This window comes from Nocardioides sp. JQ2195 (genome assembly GCF_012272695.1).
In the GTDB taxonomy this organism is placed as follows: domain Bacteria; phylum Actinomycetota; class Actinomycetes; order Propionibacteriales; family Nocardioidaceae; genus Nocardioides.
Genome location: NZ_CP050902.1, coordinates 3,628,097 through 3,646,053, shown reverse-complemented (window position 1 = coordinate 3,646,053; position 17,957 = coordinate 3,628,097). Strand labels below are relative to the sequence as shown.

General features: G+C 69.9%; 19 protein-coding genes. 14 read left to right on the top strand and 5 right to left on the bottom strand.

Annotated elements, in window-relative coordinates:
• Positions 1–104: 104 nt before the first annotated feature.
• From ncot_RS17320 to hemB, 5 genes are all read left to right on the top strand, one after another.
• Positions 105–845: a redox-sensing transcriptional repressor Rex gene (locus tag ncot_RS17320; protein ID WP_277345756.1), complete on the top strand. Its 741-nt coding sequence runs from the start codon at positions 105–107 to the stop codon at positions 843–845.
• Positions 842–2,140 carry a glutamyl-tRNA reductase gene (locus tag ncot_RS17315; RefSeq protein WP_168618720.1) on the top strand — a complete coding sequence of 433 codons (1,299 nt, stop codon included), beginning with the start codon at positions 842–844 and terminating at the stop codon, positions 2,138–2,140. The genes ncot_RS17320 and ncot_RS17315 overlap by 4 nt, the downstream gene beginning before the upstream one ends.
• The gene (gene hemC / locus ncot_RS17310; protein ID WP_168618719.1) at positions 2,137–3,081 is read left to right on the top strand and encodes a hydroxymethylbilane synthase; all 945 of its coding nucleotides are present in this window, start codon (positions 2,137–2,139) and stop codon (positions 3,079–3,081) included. The genes ncot_RS17315 and hemC overlap by 4 nt, the downstream gene beginning before the upstream one ends.
• On the top strand, positions 3,078–4,793 hold the full coding sequence (locus ncot_RS17305) for a uroporphyrinogen-III synthase (RefSeq protein WP_168618718.1): 1,716 nt from the start codon (positions 3,078–3,080) through the stop codon (positions 4,791–4,793). Before hemC ends, ncot_RS17305 begins: the two co-directional genes overlap by 4 nt.
• Positions 4,794–4,878: 85 nt before the next feature.
• Positions 4,879–5,856 carry a porphobilinogen synthase gene (gene hemB, locus ncot_RS17300; RefSeq protein ID WP_168618717.1) on the top strand — a complete coding sequence of 326 codons (978 nt, stop codon included), beginning with the start codon at positions 4,879–4,881 and terminating at the stop codon, positions 5,854–5,856.
• A gap of 238 nt (positions 5,857–6,094) precedes the next feature.
• Here hemB and ncot_RS19845 read toward each other — a convergent pair whose 3' ends face one another.
• On the bottom strand, positions 6,095–7,264 hold the full coding sequence (locus tag ncot_RS19845; protein WP_168618716.1) for a lytic murein transglycosylase: 1,170 nt from the start codon (positions 7,262–7,264) through the stop codon (positions 6,095–6,097).
• Between the two features lie 306 nt (positions 7,265–7,570).
• On the opposite strand from ncot_RS19845, the gene hemL reads away from it, so the two are divergent.
• From hemL to ccsB, 6 genes are read left to right on the top strand one after another with little or no spacing between them, the layout of a single operon-like run.
• Entirely contained in the window at positions 7,571–8,974 is a 1,404-nt protein-coding gene (gene hemL / locus ncot_RS17290; protein ID WP_240937953.1) for a glutamate-1-semialdehyde 2,1-aminomutase, read from the top strand.
• On the top strand, positions 8,974–9,648 hold the full coding sequence (locus ncot_RS17285) for a histidine phosphatase family protein (protein WP_168618715.1): 675 nt from the start codon (positions 8,974–8,976) through the stop codon (positions 9,646–9,648). The genes hemL and ncot_RS17285 overlap by 1 nt, the downstream gene beginning before the upstream one ends.
• Positions 9,645–10,250, top strand: a complete 606-nt coding sequence (locus ncot_RS17280) for a TlpA disulfide reductase family protein (RefSeq protein ID WP_168619433.1) — start codon at positions 9,645–9,647, stop codon at positions 10,248–10,250. Before ncot_RS17285 ends, ncot_RS17280 begins: the two co-directional genes overlap by 4 nt.
• A complete protein-coding gene (locus ncot_RS17275) occupies positions 10,243–10,992 on the top strand; it encodes a cytochrome c biogenesis CcdA family protein (protein WP_168618714.1) in 750 nt (249 codons plus the stop codon). The genes ncot_RS17280 and ncot_RS17275 overlap by 8 nt, the downstream gene beginning before the upstream one ends.
• Positions 10,992–12,533: a cytochrome c biogenesis protein ResB gene (locus ncot_RS17270; RefSeq protein ID WP_168618713.1), complete on the top strand. Its 1,542-nt coding sequence runs from the start codon at positions 10,992–10,994 to the stop codon at positions 12,531–12,533. The genes ncot_RS17275 and ncot_RS17270 overlap by 1 nt, the downstream gene beginning before the upstream one ends.
• Positions 12,530–13,483 (top strand): c-type cytochrome biogenesis protein CcsB, encoded by a 954-nt coding sequence (gene ccsB, locus ncot_RS17265; RefSeq protein WP_168618712.1) that lies wholly within the window; start codon positions 12,530–12,532, stop codon positions 13,481–13,483. Before ncot_RS17270 ends, ccsB begins: the two co-directional genes overlap by 4 nt.
• 113 nt (positions 13,484–13,596) lie before the next feature.
• On the opposite strand, the gene ncot_RS17260 is transcribed toward ccsB, so the two are convergent.
• Complete coding sequence (locus tag ncot_RS17260; RefSeq protein WP_168615751.1) at positions 13,597–13,818, bottom strand: hypothetical protein; 222 nt, start codon at positions 13,816–13,818, stop codon at positions 13,597–13,599.
• A 45-nt stretch (positions 13,819–13,863) separates the two neighbouring features.
• Between ncot_RS17260 and ncot_RS17255 the strand changes: the two genes are divergently transcribed.
• Entirely contained in the window at positions 13,864–14,127 is a 264-nt protein-coding gene (locus tag ncot_RS17255) for a DUF4229 domain-containing protein (RefSeq protein WP_168618711.1), read from the top strand.
• 71 nt (positions 14,128–14,198) lie between these two features.
• A complete protein-coding gene (locus ncot_RS17250; protein ID WP_168619432.1) occupies positions 14,199–15,257 on the top strand; it encodes a PLP-dependent cysteine synthase family protein in 1,059 nt (352 codons plus the stop codon).
• A 97-nt stretch (positions 15,258–15,354) separates the two neighbouring features.
• On the opposite strand, the gene ncot_RS17245 is transcribed toward ncot_RS17250, so the two are convergent.
• The gene (locus ncot_RS17245) at positions 15,355–16,203 is read right to left on the bottom strand and encodes an acyl-CoA thioesterase domain-containing protein (protein ID WP_168618710.1); all 849 of its coding nucleotides are present in this window, start codon (positions 16,201–16,203) and stop codon (positions 15,355–15,357) included.
• 79 nt (positions 16,204–16,282) lie between these two features.
• Between ncot_RS17245 and ncot_RS19840 the strand changes: the two genes are divergently transcribed.
• Positions 16,283–16,417, top strand: coding sequence for a hypothetical protein (locus ncot_RS19840; protein WP_277345754.1), 135 nt, complete (start codon positions 16,283–16,285; stop codon positions 16,415–16,417).
• A 63-nt stretch (positions 16,418–16,480) separates the two neighbouring features.
• On the opposite strand, the gene ncot_RS17240 is transcribed toward ncot_RS19840, so the two are convergent.
• Positions 16,481–17,356 (bottom strand): 1,4-dihydroxy-2-naphthoate polyprenyltransferase, encoded by an 876-nt coding sequence (locus ncot_RS17240; protein ID WP_168618709.1) that lies wholly within the window; start codon positions 17,354–17,356, stop codon positions 16,481–16,483.
• A 107-nt stretch (positions 17,357–17,463) separates the two neighbouring features.
• Positions 17,464–17,922, bottom strand: a complete 459-nt coding sequence (locus ncot_RS17235; protein ID WP_168618708.1) for a GNAT family N-acetyltransferase — start codon at positions 17,920–17,922, stop codon at positions 17,464–17,466.
• Between the last annotated feature and the right edge of the window lie 35 nt (positions 17,923–17,957).

Genomic DNA, 17,957 nt, shown 5'->3' with positions numbered 1-17,957 from the left:
CTTCCGTTCACAAACTCCTAAGGTGAATGCGCCGCAAGGAATTCTTCCCCGCATCCCAGCCGGGAGAATCAGCCGAGCCTTGCTGCCCTCTGGAGACGAGAACATTGACCGCACGGACGCCCGCAGCCGGCAGCCCGCAAGGGGTTGCCTCTGTCGACGGCGTCGCTGGTCGCTCGCCGGGGCGTGAGATTCCTGAGGCCACGGTGGCTCGGCTGCCGATCTACCTGCGCGCGCTCACGTCGTTGGTCGAGCACGGCATCGGCACCTGCTCCAGCGAGGACCTGGCCACCGCGACGGGCGTGAACAGCGCCAAGCTGCGCAAGGACCTGTCCTACCTCGGCTCCTACGGCACGCGCGGGGTCGGCTACGACGTCGACTACCTCCGCTACCAGATCGCGCGCGAGATGGGCGTCACCCACGACTGGCCGGTCGTCATCGTCGGCATCGGAAACCTGGGCCACGCCCTGGCCAACTACTCCGGGTTCCGCTCGCGCGGCTTCCGGGTCGTCGCCCTGCTCGACGCCGCTCCGGAGCGCCACCGCGAGGCGGTCGCCGGGCTCGAGGTCCGTCCGTTCGACGACCTCGAGCAGATCGTGGCTGCCGAGTCCGTGTCGATCGGTGTGATCGCCACCCCGGCCGTGGCCGCCCAGGACGTCGCCGACCGCATGGTCTCGTCCGGCATCAGCAGCATCCTCAACTTCGCACCGACCGTGCTGTCGGTGCCCGAGGGCGTCGACGTGCGCAAGGTGGATCTCTCCATCGAGCTGCAGATCCTCGCCTACCACGAGCAGCGCAAGTCGCTGCCCGACACCGATGACAGCCCCGAGCAGGAGGTGATCGCATGAGCATCCTCGTCGTGGGGATCTCCCACCGGACCGCACCCGTCGACGTCCTGGAACAACTCGCGCTCGACACGGACGGCGTCGCCAAGCTGCTCGACGACGTGACCGCGTGCGACCACGTCAGCGAGGCCGCCGTGCTGGCCACCTGCAACCGGCTCGAGATCTACACCGAGGTCGACCGCTTCCACGGCAGCGTCGAGGAGATCTCCCGCCTGCTGTGTGACCGCGGTGCCGGCTTCGTGCTCGACAACGACCTCCTCTCGTGCCTCTACGTGCACTACGACGACGGCGCGGTGTCCCACCTGTTCCACGTGGCTGCGGGTCTCGACTCGATGGTCGTCGGCGAGGGCCAGATCCTCGGCCAGGCGCGTGAGGCGCTGCGTCACGGCCAGGAGGCCGGCACCGTCGGTCCCGCCCTCAACGTGCTCTTCCAGCAGGCACTGCGGGTCGGCAAGCGTTCCCACGCCGAGACCGACATCGACCGCGCCGCCCCCTCCATGGTCGGAGCCGCCCTCGACCTGGCCACGGCCGAGAGCGGCAGCGTGGCGGGCAAGCGGGTCCTCGTGGTCGGCGCCGGCGCGATGGCCGCGCTCTCGGTCGCCACCGTGAGCCGTCTCGGCGCCTCCGACATCGCCATCCTCAACCGCACGGAGGGCAACGCGGTGCGTCTCGCCGAGGAGTACGCCGCCCGGTCCCTGCCGCTGTCCGACCTGCAGTCCGAGCTGGCCAAGGCCGACCTCGTGGTCTCCTGCACCGGAGCCAGCGGTGTCGTGGTCACGGCTGACGAGGTCTCCCGGGCCCGCTTCGGCAACACCGACCCGCTGGTCTTCCTCGACCTCGCCCTGCCGCACGACGTCGACCCTGCCGTGGCCGAGCTGCCCGGGGTCGACGTCATCGACCTGCGCCGACTGGCCTCCGACCTCGCCGGCACCGAGGGCGCCCGCGAGGTGATCGGCGTCCGCGAGATCGTCGGTGAGGAGATCACCGCGTTCGTCGCCGCACGACGCAAGGCCAGCGTCACGCCGACGGTCGTCGCCCTGCGCAGCATGGCCACGACCGTCGTCGACGCCGAGATCGAGCGCCTGTTCAGCCGGCGCCCCGATCTGGACTCCGAGGCCCGCGCCGAGGTCGAGATGGCCGTACGCCGCGTTGCCGACAAGCTGCTCCACCAGCCGACCACCCGCGTGAAGGAGCTGGCCAACGAGGCCGGTGCGGTCTCCTACGCGGCGGCGCTGCGTGAGCTGTTCGCACTGGACCCCGAGGCCGTCGACGCGGTCACCCGAGCGGAGCGCCCATGACCACCCTGAAGATCGGAACCCGAGCCTCGTTGCTGGCCCGCACCCAGTGCGGCCACGTGGCGGAGATGATTCGTGAACGCCTCGGCGTCGATGTCGAGCTGGTCGAGATCACCACCGAGGGCGACATCAGCCGGGCGCCGCTGGCCAGCCTCGGCGGCACCGGTGTCTTTGTCAGCGCGTTGCGTGACGCGCTCCTCGACGGGCGGGTCGACATCGCCGTGCACTCCCTCAAGGACATCCCCACGGGAGCCGCGGAGGGCATCGCGCTGGCCGCCGTACCCCCGCGCGAGGACCCGCGTGACGTGCTCGTGGCCCGTGACGGCCTCACCCTGGGGGAGCTGCCGCCGGGATCGGTCGTGGCGACCGGTTCCCCACGTCGTGCGTCGCAGCTGGCCGCGCTCGGCCTCGGCCTCGAGATCGTCGGCCTCCGGGGCAACATCGACACCCGCCTCGGCAAGGTCAGCTCCGGTGAGGTCGACGCAGTGGTCCTGGCCCGTGCCGGGTTGTCCCGCATCGACCGCCTCGGGCTGGTCACCGAGACCATCGACCCGATCCAGATGCTGCCGGCCCCCGGCCAAGGAGCACTGGCGGTGGAGTGCCGCAGCGAGGACGCGGACCTGGCCTCGCGGCTGCAGGAACACATCGAGGACCCCCACACCCGGGCCGCCGTCTCGGCGGAACGGGCCGTGCTCAGCACCCTCGAGGCCGGGTGCTCGGCCCCGGTCGGAGCCTTGGCCGAGGTCGCCGACGGTGGGGAGGACGGGTCCGAGATCTGGGTCCGAGCCGTGGCGTTGTCCCACGACGGCACGATCGACATCCGCAGATCGGCGAGTGGACCGCTCTCCGATGCCGTGGGAGTCGGCACCCGGTTGGCGACCGGGATGCTCGAAGAAGGCGCAGCAGAACTGATCGACACACCAGCTAGAAGGCAGCAGGCATGACTGGACGCAAGATCAAGACCACGCAGGCTCCGGCAGCGAACGCGACCGCGAGCACGCAGATCCCCTCACAGGCTCGCGGATGGGTTTCCTTCGTGGGCAGCGGCCCGGGTGATCCCGACCTGCTCACCGTGCGCGCCGTGGAGCTGCTCCGCGAGGCAGACGTCGTCGTCACCGAGCTCCCCGAGCAGGCAGACTTCGTGCGCACGGTCCTGGGGCTCCCCGAGCCCAAGGTCGTCGTCGACGAGGCCGGCAAGGAGGTCATCGACGACTTCGGTGCTCCCGAGTTCGTCGACGGTGGCTTCGGCCAGGACGGCCAGCCGCTCACCCACGCCAACCGGGCCAAGGTGGTCGTCAAGCAGGCCAAGCGCGGACTGACCGTCGTACGCCTGATGAACGGCGACCCCTTCGTGTTCGCCTCCGGCCCCGAGGAGGCCCAGGCCTGCGCCAAGGCCGGCATCGGCTTCGAGATCGTGCCCGGTGTCTCCTCGGCCACCGCCGTTCCGGCGTACGCCGGGGTGCCGCTGACCAACAAGACCCACCGCGAGGTGTCCGTGGTGGCCTGCGGGGACCGCGTGGACTGGAGCCGATACGCCGACAAGGGCACCCTGGTGCTCCTCTCGGCAGTCGGCTCGATCGGCGACATCGCCAAGGCACTCATCGAGGCCGGCCGATCGGCCACCACTCCGGTGGCGATGACGCAGACCGGAACGGTGACCACCCAGTCGACGGTGACCTCCACCCTCGAGCACATCGCCGCGGACGCCCGGGCCGCCAAGATCGCCCCGCCGGCGATCACCGTGGTCGGCGACGTCGTCAACCTGCGCGAGACGCTGTCGTGGTTCGAGACCAAGCCGCTCTTCGGCTGGCGCGTCCTCGTGCCGCGCACCAAGGAGCAGGCCGCCTCGCTGACCTCGCGCCTGCGCGGCTTCGGCGGCGTGCCCGAGGAGGTCCCGACCATCTCCGTGGAGCCGCCCCGCAACCCGCAGCAGATGGACAAGGCCGTGCGTGGCCTGGTCGAGGGTCGCTACGAGTGGATTGCCTTCACCTCGGTCAACGCGGTCAAGGCGGTGCGCGAGAAGTTCGAGGAGTACGGCCTCGACGCGCGCGCCTTCTCCGGCCTCAAGATCGCCGCGGTCGGCGACAAGACCGCTGCTGCCATCGCTGCGTGGGGCCTGCGCGCCGACCTGGTGCCCTCGGGCGAGCAGTCCGCGGCGGGCCTGCTGGCCGACTGGCCGCCGTACGACGACGTGCTCGACCCGATCAACCGGGTCTTCCTGCCCCGTGCCGACATCGCCACCGAGAACCTCGTGGCCGGCCTGATCGACCTCGGCTGGGAGTGCGACGACGTCACCGCCTACCGCACCGTGCGCGCCACGCCACCGCCGGCGCCGACGCGTGACGCGATCAAGTCTGGCAAGTTCGACGCGGTCGTGTTCACCTCGTCCTCGACGGTGCGCAACTTGGTCGGCATCGCCGGCAAGCCGCACGCCTCGACGATCATCGCGGTGATCGGTCCGGCCACCGCCAAGACGGCCGAGGAGCACGGCCTGCGCGTCGACGTGATGGCCTCGTCGCCGTCGGTCGAGGTGCTCGTCGACGCGCTGGCCGACTTCGGTGCGAGCCGTCGGGCCGACCTGATCGAGAGCGGGCAGCCGGTCACCAAGCCGTCTGACCGCAAGCCGTCGGCACGCCGGCGGGCCACCACCTCCTGACCCCGGCGTAACGTCATACGGTGCGGTTGCCCGGGCGACCGCACCGTATGACGTCCGAGCCGACGAAGAGCCTGAAGGAGCAGCCATGGAGTTCCCCACAGTGCGGCCGCGTCGGCTGCGTCGTACCCCCGGTCTGCGGGCCATGGTGGCGGAGACGTCGTTCGAGGCACGCCAGCTGGTGCTGCCGGTCTTCGTGCGCGAAGGGGCCCGCGAGCCGATCCCGATCAGCTCGATGCCGGGTGTCGTGCAGCACACCCGCTCGTCGCTGAAGGCGGCCGCCGCGGAGGCCGCCGAGCTCGGGTTGGGCGGCATCATGCTCTTCGGGGTGCCCGAGTCGAAGGACCCCACCGGCTCCGGAGCCCTCGACCCGGCGGGGATCCTCAACGTGGCGATCGCCGACGTGGTGGCCGAGGTGGGCGACTCCCTCTCGGTGATGAGCGACCTGTGCCTCGACGAGTTCACCTCCCACGGGCACTGTGGTGTGCTCGATGCGGAGGGGCGGGTCGACAACGACGCCACGCTCGAGGTGTACGCCGAGATGGCCCGCGCGCATGCCGCGGCCGGGGTGCACATGGTCGGGCCCAGCGGGATGATGGACGGACAGGTCGGCGTCGTCCGTGCCGCTCTCGACGATGCCGGTGCCAGTGACGTCGCGATCCTGGCCTACTCCGCGAAGTACGCCTCCGCGTTCTACGGCCCCTTCCGCGAGGCGGTGGACTCGTCCCTGCAGGGCGATCGGCGCACCTATCAGCAGGATTCCGCGAACGCCCTCGAGGGCGTCCGCGAGGCGCTCCTCGACATCGACGAGGGTGCTGACCTGGTGATGGTCAAGCCGGCTCTCGCCTATCTCGACGTCATCCGCCGGGTGCGCGACGCCGTCGACGTGCCGGTGGCGGCCTACAACATCTCGGGGGAGTACGCCATGGTCGAGGCGGCCGCCGCCAACGGCTGGATCGACCGCGAGCCCGCGATCATGGAGACGCTGCTCTCGATCCGACGAGCCGGTGCCGACGTGATCCTGACCTACTGGGCCGCCGAAGCCGCACGCCTCCTGCGACGCTGACTTCCCGCTCACGTCGTCCCGGCCCGAACGATCGGCCCGGGGACGTCAACACGTGCCGACTCGGCGGCGTGCGGCGTCAACACGTGCCGGCTCGGCGGGGTACGGCGTCAACACGTGCCGACTGGGCGGGGTACGGCGTCAACACGTGCCGGCTCGGCGGGGCTTGAGGTCTTCTGTGCGGGATGCAGAACGGCCCGGACTCCGAGGAGTCCGGGCCGATCCGAGTGAGACCGGTGAGTCAGGGATTCATCAGGTCCGCGATGCATGCGTTGAGACGGTTCACGTCGAGTGCCAGGATGCCGGAGGCGAGGCACTGCGTGGTGGCCTGCGTCTTCGTCAGCGTCTGCGTGACGGGGTCGGTGACCTTCTTGACTGTCTCCTCGACAGCCTTCTTGCCGTCTTCGATGCCCTTCTTGATCGTCTCGCCCGGGTCGTTGGTGGTCGGCACCGTCGGAGTCGGGTCGGTCTGGGTGCCGGTGCTGCCGGAGTCGGTCGAACCGGAGTTCGTGCTGGTGCCGGGCTCGGCGCCGCTGGCGGCTTGGGTCCCGTTGTTCGCGGGCTCACTCTGCGGCGAGCCGAGCTGCTGGCCGTTGGTGGGCTGGGTGAACGTGTAGTCCGTCGGGATGGAGATCGCGGACGTGGTGTTGTTCGGGACCGAGGAGTAGTCACCGCTCATGTAGGCGTCCTTGATCCGCAGGACCAGGTCGACGTACTTCTCGGAGTGGTTGTAGCGGTAGACCGCCGAGCGCTGGCCGGCCTCGGAGGACAGGTCGTCGTTGCCCGAGCAGAGGTAGACGGCCGCGGCGAGGGCCGCGTCGTCGACGTCCTGCGGGTTGCGCTCGCCGTCGCCGTCGGCGTCGACGCCCACGACCGACCACGTGGAGGGGATGAACTGCATCGGCCCGACGGCGCGGTCGAACTTCGCGTCGCGGTCGAACTGGCCGGCGTCGGTGTCGGTGATCTCCTGGGTGTCGTTCGAGCCGTCCAGGGCGATGCCGTAGATGCCCGGGCGGGAGATGCCGTCCTTGCCGAGGGTGTTGTTGCCGGTGCGACCGTGGTCGGACTCGACGCGGCCGATGGCGGCGACGAGCTCCCACGGGATCTGGCACGACTTGTCGGCGGCGTTGATGACGGTCGCGGCTCGCTGGTAGGCGGCCAGGGCCGCCGAGGGGACGCCGTTGGTCGAGGCAGTCTGCACGATCTGCGCGCCATCGCCCTTGGGGACGCCGAGACCGAGCGAACCGGGCTGCGAGAAGCTCGCCGGGTCCTCGATCGCCTCGGTCGGCACGGCGGTGCCGTCGGGGAGCCGACCCTCGCTGTCAGCAGCGGAGGCAACCGTGCCGCCACCCACGCCCACGAGGCTGGCGGTCCACGCGGTGGACAGCAGGGCGAGCGGAACGAGAGCCATCAGGCGCTGTGTTCGGCCGAAGCGTGCGGTCTTCATTCCTTGGTTCTCCCCAATTGTCTGCGTCGATAACCCTTGCTCCCTCAAGCACAGGCACTCAGATCAACGAAGTGTGACACGCCAGGTTACGCGCGAGTATCTGGTGTGATGAGCATCTCGTTGGACGAGACCCGTGTTCCCTGCCCTCGGGGAGGAAACGCGGCCATCCCACGATCGTGACGCGGAAAGGGGCAGATTTCCAGAAATCGTCACGATTGGGGTGGTGGCCCCGATTGGCACCGGGTTTGGTGCCTCGGCGACAATGAGGCCGTGACTTCCGCAGTGCCCCCCTCCAGCGCCCGTCGATCGGCCCAACGATCGGCAGAGTTCTTCGACCGGGCGCAGGCGGTGACTCCCGGTGGGGTCAACTCGCCGGTCCGCGCGTTCAGCGCCGTGGGAGGCACCCCCCGCTTCATCCGCTCCGCGGCCGGCGCCTGGCTGACCGACGTCGACGGCAACGAGTACGTCGACCTGATCTGCTCGTGGGGGCCGATGCTGCTCGGCCACGGCCACCCCGAGGTCATGGCGGCCGTACAGGACGCAGTGACACGTGGGACGTCGTACGGCACCCCGACCGTGCCCGAGGTCGAGCTGGCCGAGGAGATCGTCTCCCGGACGCCGATCGAGAAGGTCCGGTTCGTCTCCTCCGGCACCGAGGCCACCATGTCCGCGATCCGACTGGCCCGCGGCTTCACCGGCCGCGACCTCGTGATCAAGTTCGCCGGCTGCTACCACGGCCACGTCGACTCGTTGCTCGCCTCGGCCGGCTCCGGGCTGGCCACGCTGCGTGGGACCACCGCCGAGGTCCACTCGGTCTCCAGCACCCCCGGCGTCCCGCAGAGCTTCGTCGACCAGACCCTCGTCCTGCCCTACAACGACCCCGACGCGATCCGGGCGGTCTTCGCCGAGCACGGCGACCGGATCGCCTGCGTGATCACCGAGGCGGCCCCCGGCAACATGGGGGTCGTCCCTCCCGGCCAGTTCGACGGCCGCAGCTTCAACGCCGTGCTCTCCGACCTGTGCCGGGAGAGCGGCGCGCTGTTCATCTCCGACGAGGTGATGACGGGCTTCCGGGCCAGCAGGCAGGGCCAGTGGGGCCTCGACGGGGCGGTCGAGGGCTGGCGGCCCGACCTGGTCACGTTCGGCAAGGTCATGGGCGGTGGGTTCCCGGCGGCAGCCTTCGGTGGTCGCGCCGACGTGATGGGCCACCTCTCGCCCGAGGGGCCGGTCTACCAGGCCGGCACGCTGAGCGGGAACCCGATCGCCACCACTGCGGGGCTCGTCACGCTGCGCCTGGCCACCGACGACGTCTACGCACACATCACCGCGGCCGGCGAGACGATCAAGGCCGCCGCCGCGGAGGCGCTGTCGACGGCCGGCGTCCCGCACCGGATCCAGTCCACGGGCACCATGTTCTCGGTGTTCTTCCGCGACGGCGAGGTCCGCGACTTCGACGCTGCCGACGCACAGTCGCTGCCGGCGTACACCGCCTTCTTCCACGCCATGCTCGACGCCGGCGTCTACCTGCCGCCCTCGGCCTACGAGACGTGGTTCCTGTCCAGCGCCCATGACGATCGTGCGGTCCAGACCGTCCTCGATGCCCTGCCGGGCGCCGCTCGCGCGGCCGCGGCAGCCAACGAGGACGCCGGCGGCCAGACCACCAAGGGAATGTGATGACCGAGAAGACCACCGTCCACCTGCTCCGCCACGGTGAGGTGCACAACCCCGAGGGCGTGCTCTACGGGCGGATGAGCGGCTACCACCTCTCCGACCGCGGCCGCGAGATGGCGCAGGTCGTCGCCGAGGCGATCAAGCACCGCGACATCACCCACCTGCGCGTCTCGCCGCTGGAGCGGGCCCAGGAGACGGCGCGGCCGTTGGCCCACGCGCGGGGTCTCGACATGGTCACCGACGAGCGGGTCATCGAGTCCTCGAACCTCTTCGAGGGCAAGCGGTTCGCCGGGGAGCACAACGCCCTGAAGAACCCCTCGACCTGGCGCCACCTGTGGAACCCGCTGAGGCCCTCGTGGGGCGAGCCGTTCAAGGAGGTCGCCGCGCGCATGATGGCTGCGGTGTACGACGCCCGCGACGCCGCCACCGGCCACGAAGCGGTGATCGTCTCCCACCAGCTGCCGATCTGGACCACGCGCCTGTACGTCGAGAAGCGGTCCTACCTGCACGACCCGCGCAAGCGGCAGTGCACGCTGTGCTCGCTCACCTCGCTGAACTTCGAGGACGAGCGGCTGGTCTCGCTGACCTACTCCGAGCCGGCCGGCCACCTCATCCCCGTCAAGGACAAGTCCGCGCCGTTCTCGGCCGGTGACGCTCCCGAGGAGAAGCGGCCCTGAACCCCCAGCCCCGCCCGCTCGCCCGCCGCACGACTGCCGCGGTCGCTGCTGCCTGCCTGCTCCTGCTCACCGCCTGCTCCTCGCTGGAGGGCACCGGTGACAAGGGATACGTCTCGGGCAACGGCCAGATCACCCAGCTCGAGCGTGGCGAGCGCACCTCGGCGATCAAGCTGAGCGGCGAGGACCTCGCGGGCGAGGACCTCTCCCTCGCCGACTTCCGCGGCAAGGTCGTGGTGGTGAACGTCTGGGGCGCCTGGTGCGTGGAGTGCCGCGAGGAGGCCCCGGACATCGTCGGGGTGGCCAACGAGGTCGACCCTGACGAGGTGGTCTTCGTCGGGCTCAACAACCGTGACCCCTCGCGCGAGAACGCCAAGGGCTACGTGCGCACCTTCGACGTGCCGTTCCGCTCGATCTTCGACCCGTCGGGCAAGAGCCTGCTGGCCTTCCACGGCACGCTCACGCCGTACTCCACCCCGAGCACGGTCATCATCGACCAGCAGGGGCGGGTGGCCGCCAGCGTGCTGGGTGTGATGCCGAGCAAGAACACCCTGAGCGACCTGATCGACGACGTCGTCGCCGAGGGCGGGCAGGGAGATGGCTGAGTTCTTCCAGGACTCGGTGATGTCGGGGTCCCTGGTCGTCGCCCTGCCCGTCGCGCTGCTCGCCGGCCTGGTCTCCTTCTTCTCGCCCTGCGTGATCCCGCTGCTCCCCGGCTACCTGTCCTACGCGACCGGTCTCTCGGGTGCCGACCTCGAGCACGCCCACCGCGGCCGGATGCTGGCCGGGTCGCTGCTCTTCGTCCTCGGCTTCGGCAGCGTCTTCGTGGCACTGGGTGCACTGTCGGGCTACTTCGGCTCCACGCTCCTGGCGCACGACCGCACCATCACCGTCGTGCTCGGGGTGCTGGTGATCCTGCTCGGACTCGCCTTCATCGGCCTGATCCCGATGCTGCAGCGCGACGTGCGGGTGCACAAGGTCCCCGCCGTCGGCCTGGCCGCCGCCCCGTTCCTCGGCTTCCTGTTCGGCCTCGGCTGGACCCCCTGCATCGGCCCGACCCTGGGCGCGATCCTGACCCTCGGCATCAACGAGGCCACCGTGGCCCGCAGCGCGGTCCTCTCCGCGGCGTACACGCTGGGGCTCGGCGTGCCGTTCATCATCGCCGGGCTGGCCTACCGCCGAGCCCTCGGCGCCTTCGCGTTCATCCGTCGCCACCAGGCCTGGGTGACGCGCATCGGTGGGGCCATGCTGGTGCTGATCGGGGTGCTCCTGGTCACCGGTTGGTGGGACTGGATCGTCAACTGGATGCAGGTTCGCTTCATCCTCGGATTCGAGACGAGTGTCTGATGGCCGCCCCTGACCTCAACATCCGCGAGCTGCTGCGCTGGACGTGGCGCCAGCTCACCTCCATGCGCACGGCGCTGATCCTGCTGCTGATGCTGGCGCTCGGCGCGATCCCCAGCTCGGTGATCCCGCAGGACGACATCGACGCCTTCAAGGCCTCCCAGTGGCGTGACCAGCACCCGAAGCTGACGCCCATCTACGAGAAGCTCGGCCTGTTCTCCGTCTTCGACTCGGTCTGGTTCGCCGCGATCTACCTGCTGCTGGTGCTGTCGTTGGTCGGCTGCATCCTGCCCCGGACCCGCGTCTACTGGCGCAGCCTGCGCGCCGCCCCGCCCAAGGCTCCCCGCAACCTGACCCGCCTCCCGGACAGCACGTCGTACACCACGGCGGAGCCGGCCGACGACGTCCTGGCCCGCGCGCAGCAGGTGCTGAAGAAGCGGCGGTTCCGGCTCGTCACCGACGAGAGCGGTGTCATCTCGGCCGAGCGCGGCCGCCTCCGCGAGGCCGGCAACCTGCTCTTCCACATCTCCGTGCTCGTGGTGCTGGTCGGCTTCTCGATGGGGTCCCTCTTCGGCTACAAGGGTGGCGTCATCGTCTGGCAGGACGGCGGTTTCTCCAACAACCTCACCCAGTACGACGACTTCGTGCCGGGCAGCCTGATGCAGGCCGAGGACATGGAGCCGTTCTCGTTCCAGCTCGAAGAGTTCGACATCAAGTGGTTGCTGAGCGGGCCGCGCAAGGGGATGGCGCAGCAGTTCGTCGCGCACCTGAACTACCGAGAGACGCCCGACGGCGAGGAGAAGGAGTACGGCCTCCGGGTCAACCACCCGCTCTCCATCGGCGAGACCGACCTGTTCCTGATCGGCCACGGCTATGCGCCGTCGATCACCATCCGTGACGGCAACGGAGACGTCGCGTTCTCGGGCCCGGTGATCTTCCTGCCCGAGGACCAGGCCACCTTCCGCTCCTTCGGTGTCGCCAAGGCGCCGGATGCCAAGCCGCGCCAGATCGGGCTCGAGGGGCTGCTCTACCCGACGTACGCCAACGTCGACGGGGACCCGGTCTCGGTCTTCGGTGACGACCGCAACCCACGGCTGTCGATGCTGGCCTTCGTCGGCAACCTCGGCATGGACTCCGGTGAGCCGCAGTCGATCTATGCGATGGACAAGTCGCGGATGACCCAGCTGACGAAGAAGGACGGCTCGATGTTCCGGGTCGACCTCTTCGAGGGTGAGACCCGGAAGCTGCCCGACGGTGCCGGCTCGGTGACCTTCGACGGGATCAGGCCGTGGGTGCGGATCCAGATCAGCAAGACCCCGGGGACCAAGGTGGCGCTGGCAGGGGTCATCCTTGGCCTTGTGGGCCTGCTCGGCTCGCTGTTCGTCAGGCCGCGTCGGGTCTGGGTCCGCACTCGCCGCGAGGACGACGAGACCGTGGTCGAGGTCGCGGCCCTGGACAGGTCGGGGGGTGGCGAGGTCGAGACCGAGCTCGCCGAGATTGTTGCGTTGCTCCGAGCGGGCGACGCGCGTGAGGAGAAATCGTGAGCAACACCCAGTGGGAGAGCCTCAGCGTCCAGGCGGTCGCCGTCGTGGGGGTGGTCTACTTCCTTGCCCTGTTGGCGCACCTGGCCGAGTGGGCCGTGCTGCGCAAGCTGCCCAACGAGGCTCCGGTCGACGCCCGCACCAGGACCTTCGGTCGCTTCGGCTTCCTGCTGACCGTCATCGGCGCCTGCGTGCACCTCATCGGCCTGGTCGGGCGCGGGATGGCCGCGGACCCCAACCGGGTCCCGTGGGGCAACATGTACGAGTTCGTGCTCAGCGGCACCTTCATGGTGGTGCTGATCTTCCTGCTGCTCCGGGCCAGGTTCCACCTGCAGTGGCTGGCTCCCGTCGTGGTCGGCTTCGTGCTGGTCATCCTGATGGTCTCCCAGCTGACCCTCTATGAAGAGGTCGTGCCGCTCACCGAGGCCCTCTCCTCCCCGTGGCTCGTGATCCACGTGGTCTCCGCGGTGATCGCGACCGGGGCCTTCTCCATCGGCGCGATGCTCTCGGTGCTCTTCCTGATCAAGGAACGGTCGTCCGAGCGGACCACGGGCTTCATCGGCCGGATGCCGGCCCCGGAGGTGCTCGACCGGGTGGCCTACCGGGTGCACGCCTTCGCGTTCCCGGTGTGGACCTTCGCCGTGCTGATCACCGGACCCATCTGGGCGCACTACGCCTGGTCGCGCTACTGGGGCTGGGACGCCAAGGAGGTCTGGGCGTTCATCACCTGGGTCGTCTACGCGGCGTACCTCCACGCCCGTGCCACCGCCGGCTGGAAGGGCCGCAATGCGGCGATCGTCGCGCTCGTCGGCGTGGCCACGCTGTGGTTCAACTTCATCGGCATCAACTACTTCTTCGGCGGCAGCTCCCAGCACTCGTACGCCGCCCCGGCCGTGGTGTCGGTGCAGGGCCCGGCGGACGCGTCCGTGCCCCTTTCGCCGGGCACCCGGTGAAACAGGCACTTCCCGGCTGGGACTTCGAATCTCCTGACTGATGTGTGGGTCAGGTCCGGCCGGGGAGTGGTCACGTCCCCGGGCACCCGGGGGAAGATCGAGCCCGCAGTGGCCTACTTGTCGGGATCGCCCTTGCGCGGCTTGCGGTTGAGGTCGCGCAGGAAGTCGGGGTCGTCATCGGGCCCGAGAGGCCCGCTGGGACGACGGTCGCGCGGCCGCTTCGGCGCGGGGCGCCCGGAGCCGCGCCGGAAGATTGCGCCACGGCTCTCGATGAGCCACACGACCAGATAGATCGCCACTGCAATCAGCAGGATGGCGAGGATGAACTTGCCCACCCCTCAAGGATAGTCCGACTTCGCCCACAAACTAGGGTGTGGGGTGTGAAGGAATTCGCTGTCTACACCCTGATGCGCGTCGTGCTGTTCCTCGGCGCCCTCGGAATCACTGTCGGCATCTGGGCCGCGTTCGCCGACGGGTCGGTCCAGATGATCTGGGCGGTGGTGATCGCGTTCCTGATTTCCGGGGCGGCCTCGTTGTTCCTGCTGAACCCGCAGCGCGAGCGGTTCGCCCGCGTCGTACAGACCAGGGCGGAGAAGGCGTCCAAGAAGTTCGACGAGGCAAGGGCCCGCGAGGACGACCAGTGAGCTCGGTCGAGTCCCGCAACGAGGGGTGCTGCACGGTCAGCACCCGGGTCGACGAGGGCGAACGGTCGTGGCTGAACGAGGCGATTCGCCTGGTGGAGGCCGACGCCAACCGGTCGGCCGACACCCACCTGCACGTCTTCCCGCTGCCGGCCGAGTGGGGGATCGACCTCTACCTCAAGGACGAATCGGTCCACCCCACCGGTTCGTTGAAGCACCGGCTGGCCCGGTCGCTGTTCCTCCATGCCCTGTGCAACGGCTGGATCGGACCTGACACCACGATCATCGAGGCCTCGTCGGGCTCCACCGCGGTCTCCGAGGCCTACTTCGCCCGCCTGCTCGGGTTGCGCTTCGTCGCGGTGATGCCGCGCTCCACCTCGCCGGAGAAGATCGCACTGATCGAGTTCCACGGGGGCGTCTCCCACCTGGTCGATGACCCCTCGTCGATCTATGACGAGTCGCGTCGGCTGGCCGAGGAGACCGGCGGGCACTACATGGACCAGTTCACGTATGCCGAGCGGGCCACCGACTGGCGCGGAAACAACAACATCGCCGAGTCGATCTTCGACCAGATGGCCAAGGAGCGGCATCCCGTTCCGTCGTGGGTCGTGGTGGGCGCCGGCACGGGTGGCACCTCGGCGACCATCGGGCGCTACGTGCGCTACCGGCGGCTGGACACCCGGCTGTGCGTGGTCGATCCGGAGAACTCGGCGTTCTTCGAGGGCTGGGCCGAGGACGATCTCTCTGCCCGGGGATCGGGCTCACGCATCGAGGGCATCGGCCGCCCCCGGGTCGAGCCCTCGTTCCTCCCCGGTGTCGTCGACAGCATGATCCGGGTCCCCGACGCGGCCTCCATCGCTGCCGCCCGGTGGTGCTCGGAGGTGACGGGGCGGTTCGTCGGGGGATCCACCGGCACGGCCCTGTGGGGTGCGCTGCACCAGATCGCCGACATGCGCGACCACGGTGAGGACGGCTCGGTGGTCACGCTGCTCTGTGACGGCGGTGAGCGCTATGCACACACCTACTACTCCGACGACTGGCTGGCTGCGCAGGGCATCGACATCGCGCCGTACACCCGGGTGCTCGAGCGCTTCCGCGAGACCGGGTCGCTGGCCCTGGCCGCAGATTCCTGACGGTTCGGGCAGCAAGAACTGCCCGTTCGCGCAGCAAGAGTTGCCCGTTCGCGCAGCAAGAGCTGCCCGTTCGCGCAGCAAGAGTTGCCCGTTCGCGTCAGGCGCCGGGGGAGCTGCGGGAGCCGTCGTCGGCGTAGGTGACGTTGTCGAAGTCGACGGTGCGCCGGGTGTTGGCGATCGCGGTCATCACCGTGGTTCCGATCGGGCCGCGGCGGTCGAAGATCGTGGCCGTTCCCACCGAGATGCCGTCGTGCTCGAGGTGGTCGAGCGCGGACAGCCCGAGCTGGACGCCGTCGGGCAGTCGCGAGAGCGTGACCGTGATGTCGGTGTTGATGTGCTCGACGCCCTTGGACCCCCAGTTGACCACCATCGTGGTGGCGTCGGCGATGCTGGCCACGGCGGTGAACGGGGTGGCCGGCTCGCCGTCGACGGCGGGTACGCCGGTCTGCCAGGTGGCCTTGCGGGCGGAGTTCTGGTGCTCGCTGAAGTCCTGTGACCAGCCGGCGGAGCTGTGGAACCACGGCACGTGCGGCTCGGAGCCCTCGGGCGCCAGGTCGAGCGGCGGTGGCGCCGGACGATCGGCATCGGCCGGCTGCCAGACCTCTCCCGAGGGGTTGGTGCTGGTGCTGAGGAAGAGGGCGCTGGCCCGGGCCACTCGCTCGCCCTCCTGCAGCATCGAGACGTCGATCAGGCAGATCCGGGGGCCCTCGCGCACGACCTCGGCGGTGAAGGTGCTCGGCACCATCGCCGCGGGCCGGAACAGGTCGACGGTGTAGCGGGCCGGCTGGAGGTCGTCGCGGCCCAGGTCGCGCAGGGCTCTCTCCGCGGCACGGGAGAGACCCGCACTGATCGCGACGCCGTGCATGTTGTTCGCACCCCACAGGCTCTTGGCCAGTGGCTGCGGCACGAGGCTGTCGCCGTCACGCCTGTAGAACGCCAGTCCCATGTCGGTGCCCTTCGATGTGTGTATCCCGCAGACGAATCATGGCAGACGACGGCGGGGTCACCGGGCGTAGGCTGGCGCCATGTGGTTCCTCATCATCGTCGCCGTCGTCGTCGCCGGGTTCGTTGCGTGGAAGATGCGCGCCCAGCTCCTGGCCAAGGTCCTCGGCCAGCCGCAGTCGCGCATCGAGCGGCAGCTCAACCGACGCAAGCAGTAGCCGCAGCCGCCGGGCGGCGGGAACGTCTCGGGATTCTTCGGGGGGCCGGGGCCGGAGCCGGCGTCAGGCCAGCAACAGTGCGCCGAACAGCCCTGCCCCGAGCAGCAGCTCGCTGACGCCGGTCAGCTGGAGCACCGGGATCAGTCCCGGCCCGGCGGCCCTCTCCCCGGCGACCACACGGACGGCGCGCGCCGCGGGCACGACGTGGACGAACGCGACCAGTGCCCACCAGGTGGTGGCGAGGGCGATGCCGACGAGGGCGACCGCGGCGGCGATCACCAGCAGCACGTAGAACCAACGGGTCCGCTCGTCGCCGAGGACGACGGCCAGGGTGCGCTTGCCGACCTCCCGGTCGGTGGGGATGTCGCGCAGGTTGTTGGCGACCAGGATCGCGCAGGACAGGCATCCGCTGGCGATCCCGGCGTAGAGGGCGGGCAGCTCGAAGGTCTCGGTCTGCACGTACGTCGTCCCGATCACCGCGACCAGGCCGAAGAACACGAACACCATCACCTCGCCGAGCCCGAGATAGCCGTAGGGGTGCTTGCCGCCCGTGTAGAACCACGCCGCCACGATGCAGACCGCACCGATCGCCACCAACCACCAGCTCGTTGCGGCGGCGAGCACGAGCCCGGCGATCCCGGCGACGCCGAAGGACGCGAAGGCCGCGAGCTTCACCGCGCGGGCCGTGGCCGCGCCGGACCCGACCAGCCGCATCGGGCCGACCCGGTCCTCGTCGGTGCCCCGGATGCCGTCGGAGTAGTCGTTGGCGAAGTTGACGCCCACCTGCAGGGCCAGCGCGACCAGCATCGCCGACGCGGCCTTCCACCAGACGGGTTCGTCGACGTACGCCGCGACGCCGGTGCCGGCGAGCACCGGGGCGACGGCGGCGGGAAGGGTTCGGGGCCGGGAGCCGGCGATCCACTGTGCAGAGGTCGTCACGAGCAACGATTCAAGCAGCCGCCGGACTCTTCCGGCGAGTCCGGTACGCCGTAGACGGTCCCGTCGGACAGGCACGCGGGAAGTCGGCGGGGTCGCGTGGATGAGGCTCAGGCCGGCCGGACCATGTCGAGGTGCGGGATGTCGTCCTCGAGGTACACCTCGCCGACGGCCGCGAAGCCGTGGCGGGCGTAGTAGCCCTCCAGGTGCGCCTGCGCCGACAACTTCAGCTCCTGGTCGGGCCAGACCCGCTCGCACAACCCGAGCGTCCGGCGCATCAGCTCGTGCCCCACGCCGTCGCCCCGGCCGACCGGCGCCACCGTCACCCGACCGATGCGCGGGCGCGGACCGGAGAGCCCGGGGGAGAGCACCCGAGCCGTGGCGACCACCTGGCTGCCGGCGAGGGCGATCACGTGGTGGGTGTCGCCGGCCACGTCCAGCCCGTCGATGTCCTGGTAGGCCGGGCAGTCCTGCTCGATGACGAACACCTCGTGCCGCAGGAGCAGCAGGTCGTGCATCTGCCGACCGGTGACGTCGCGGTGGTGAAGGCCGAGCCAGGTGAGGTCCACGCCCGCGATCGTGCCACGACCGACTAGCGTTCGTT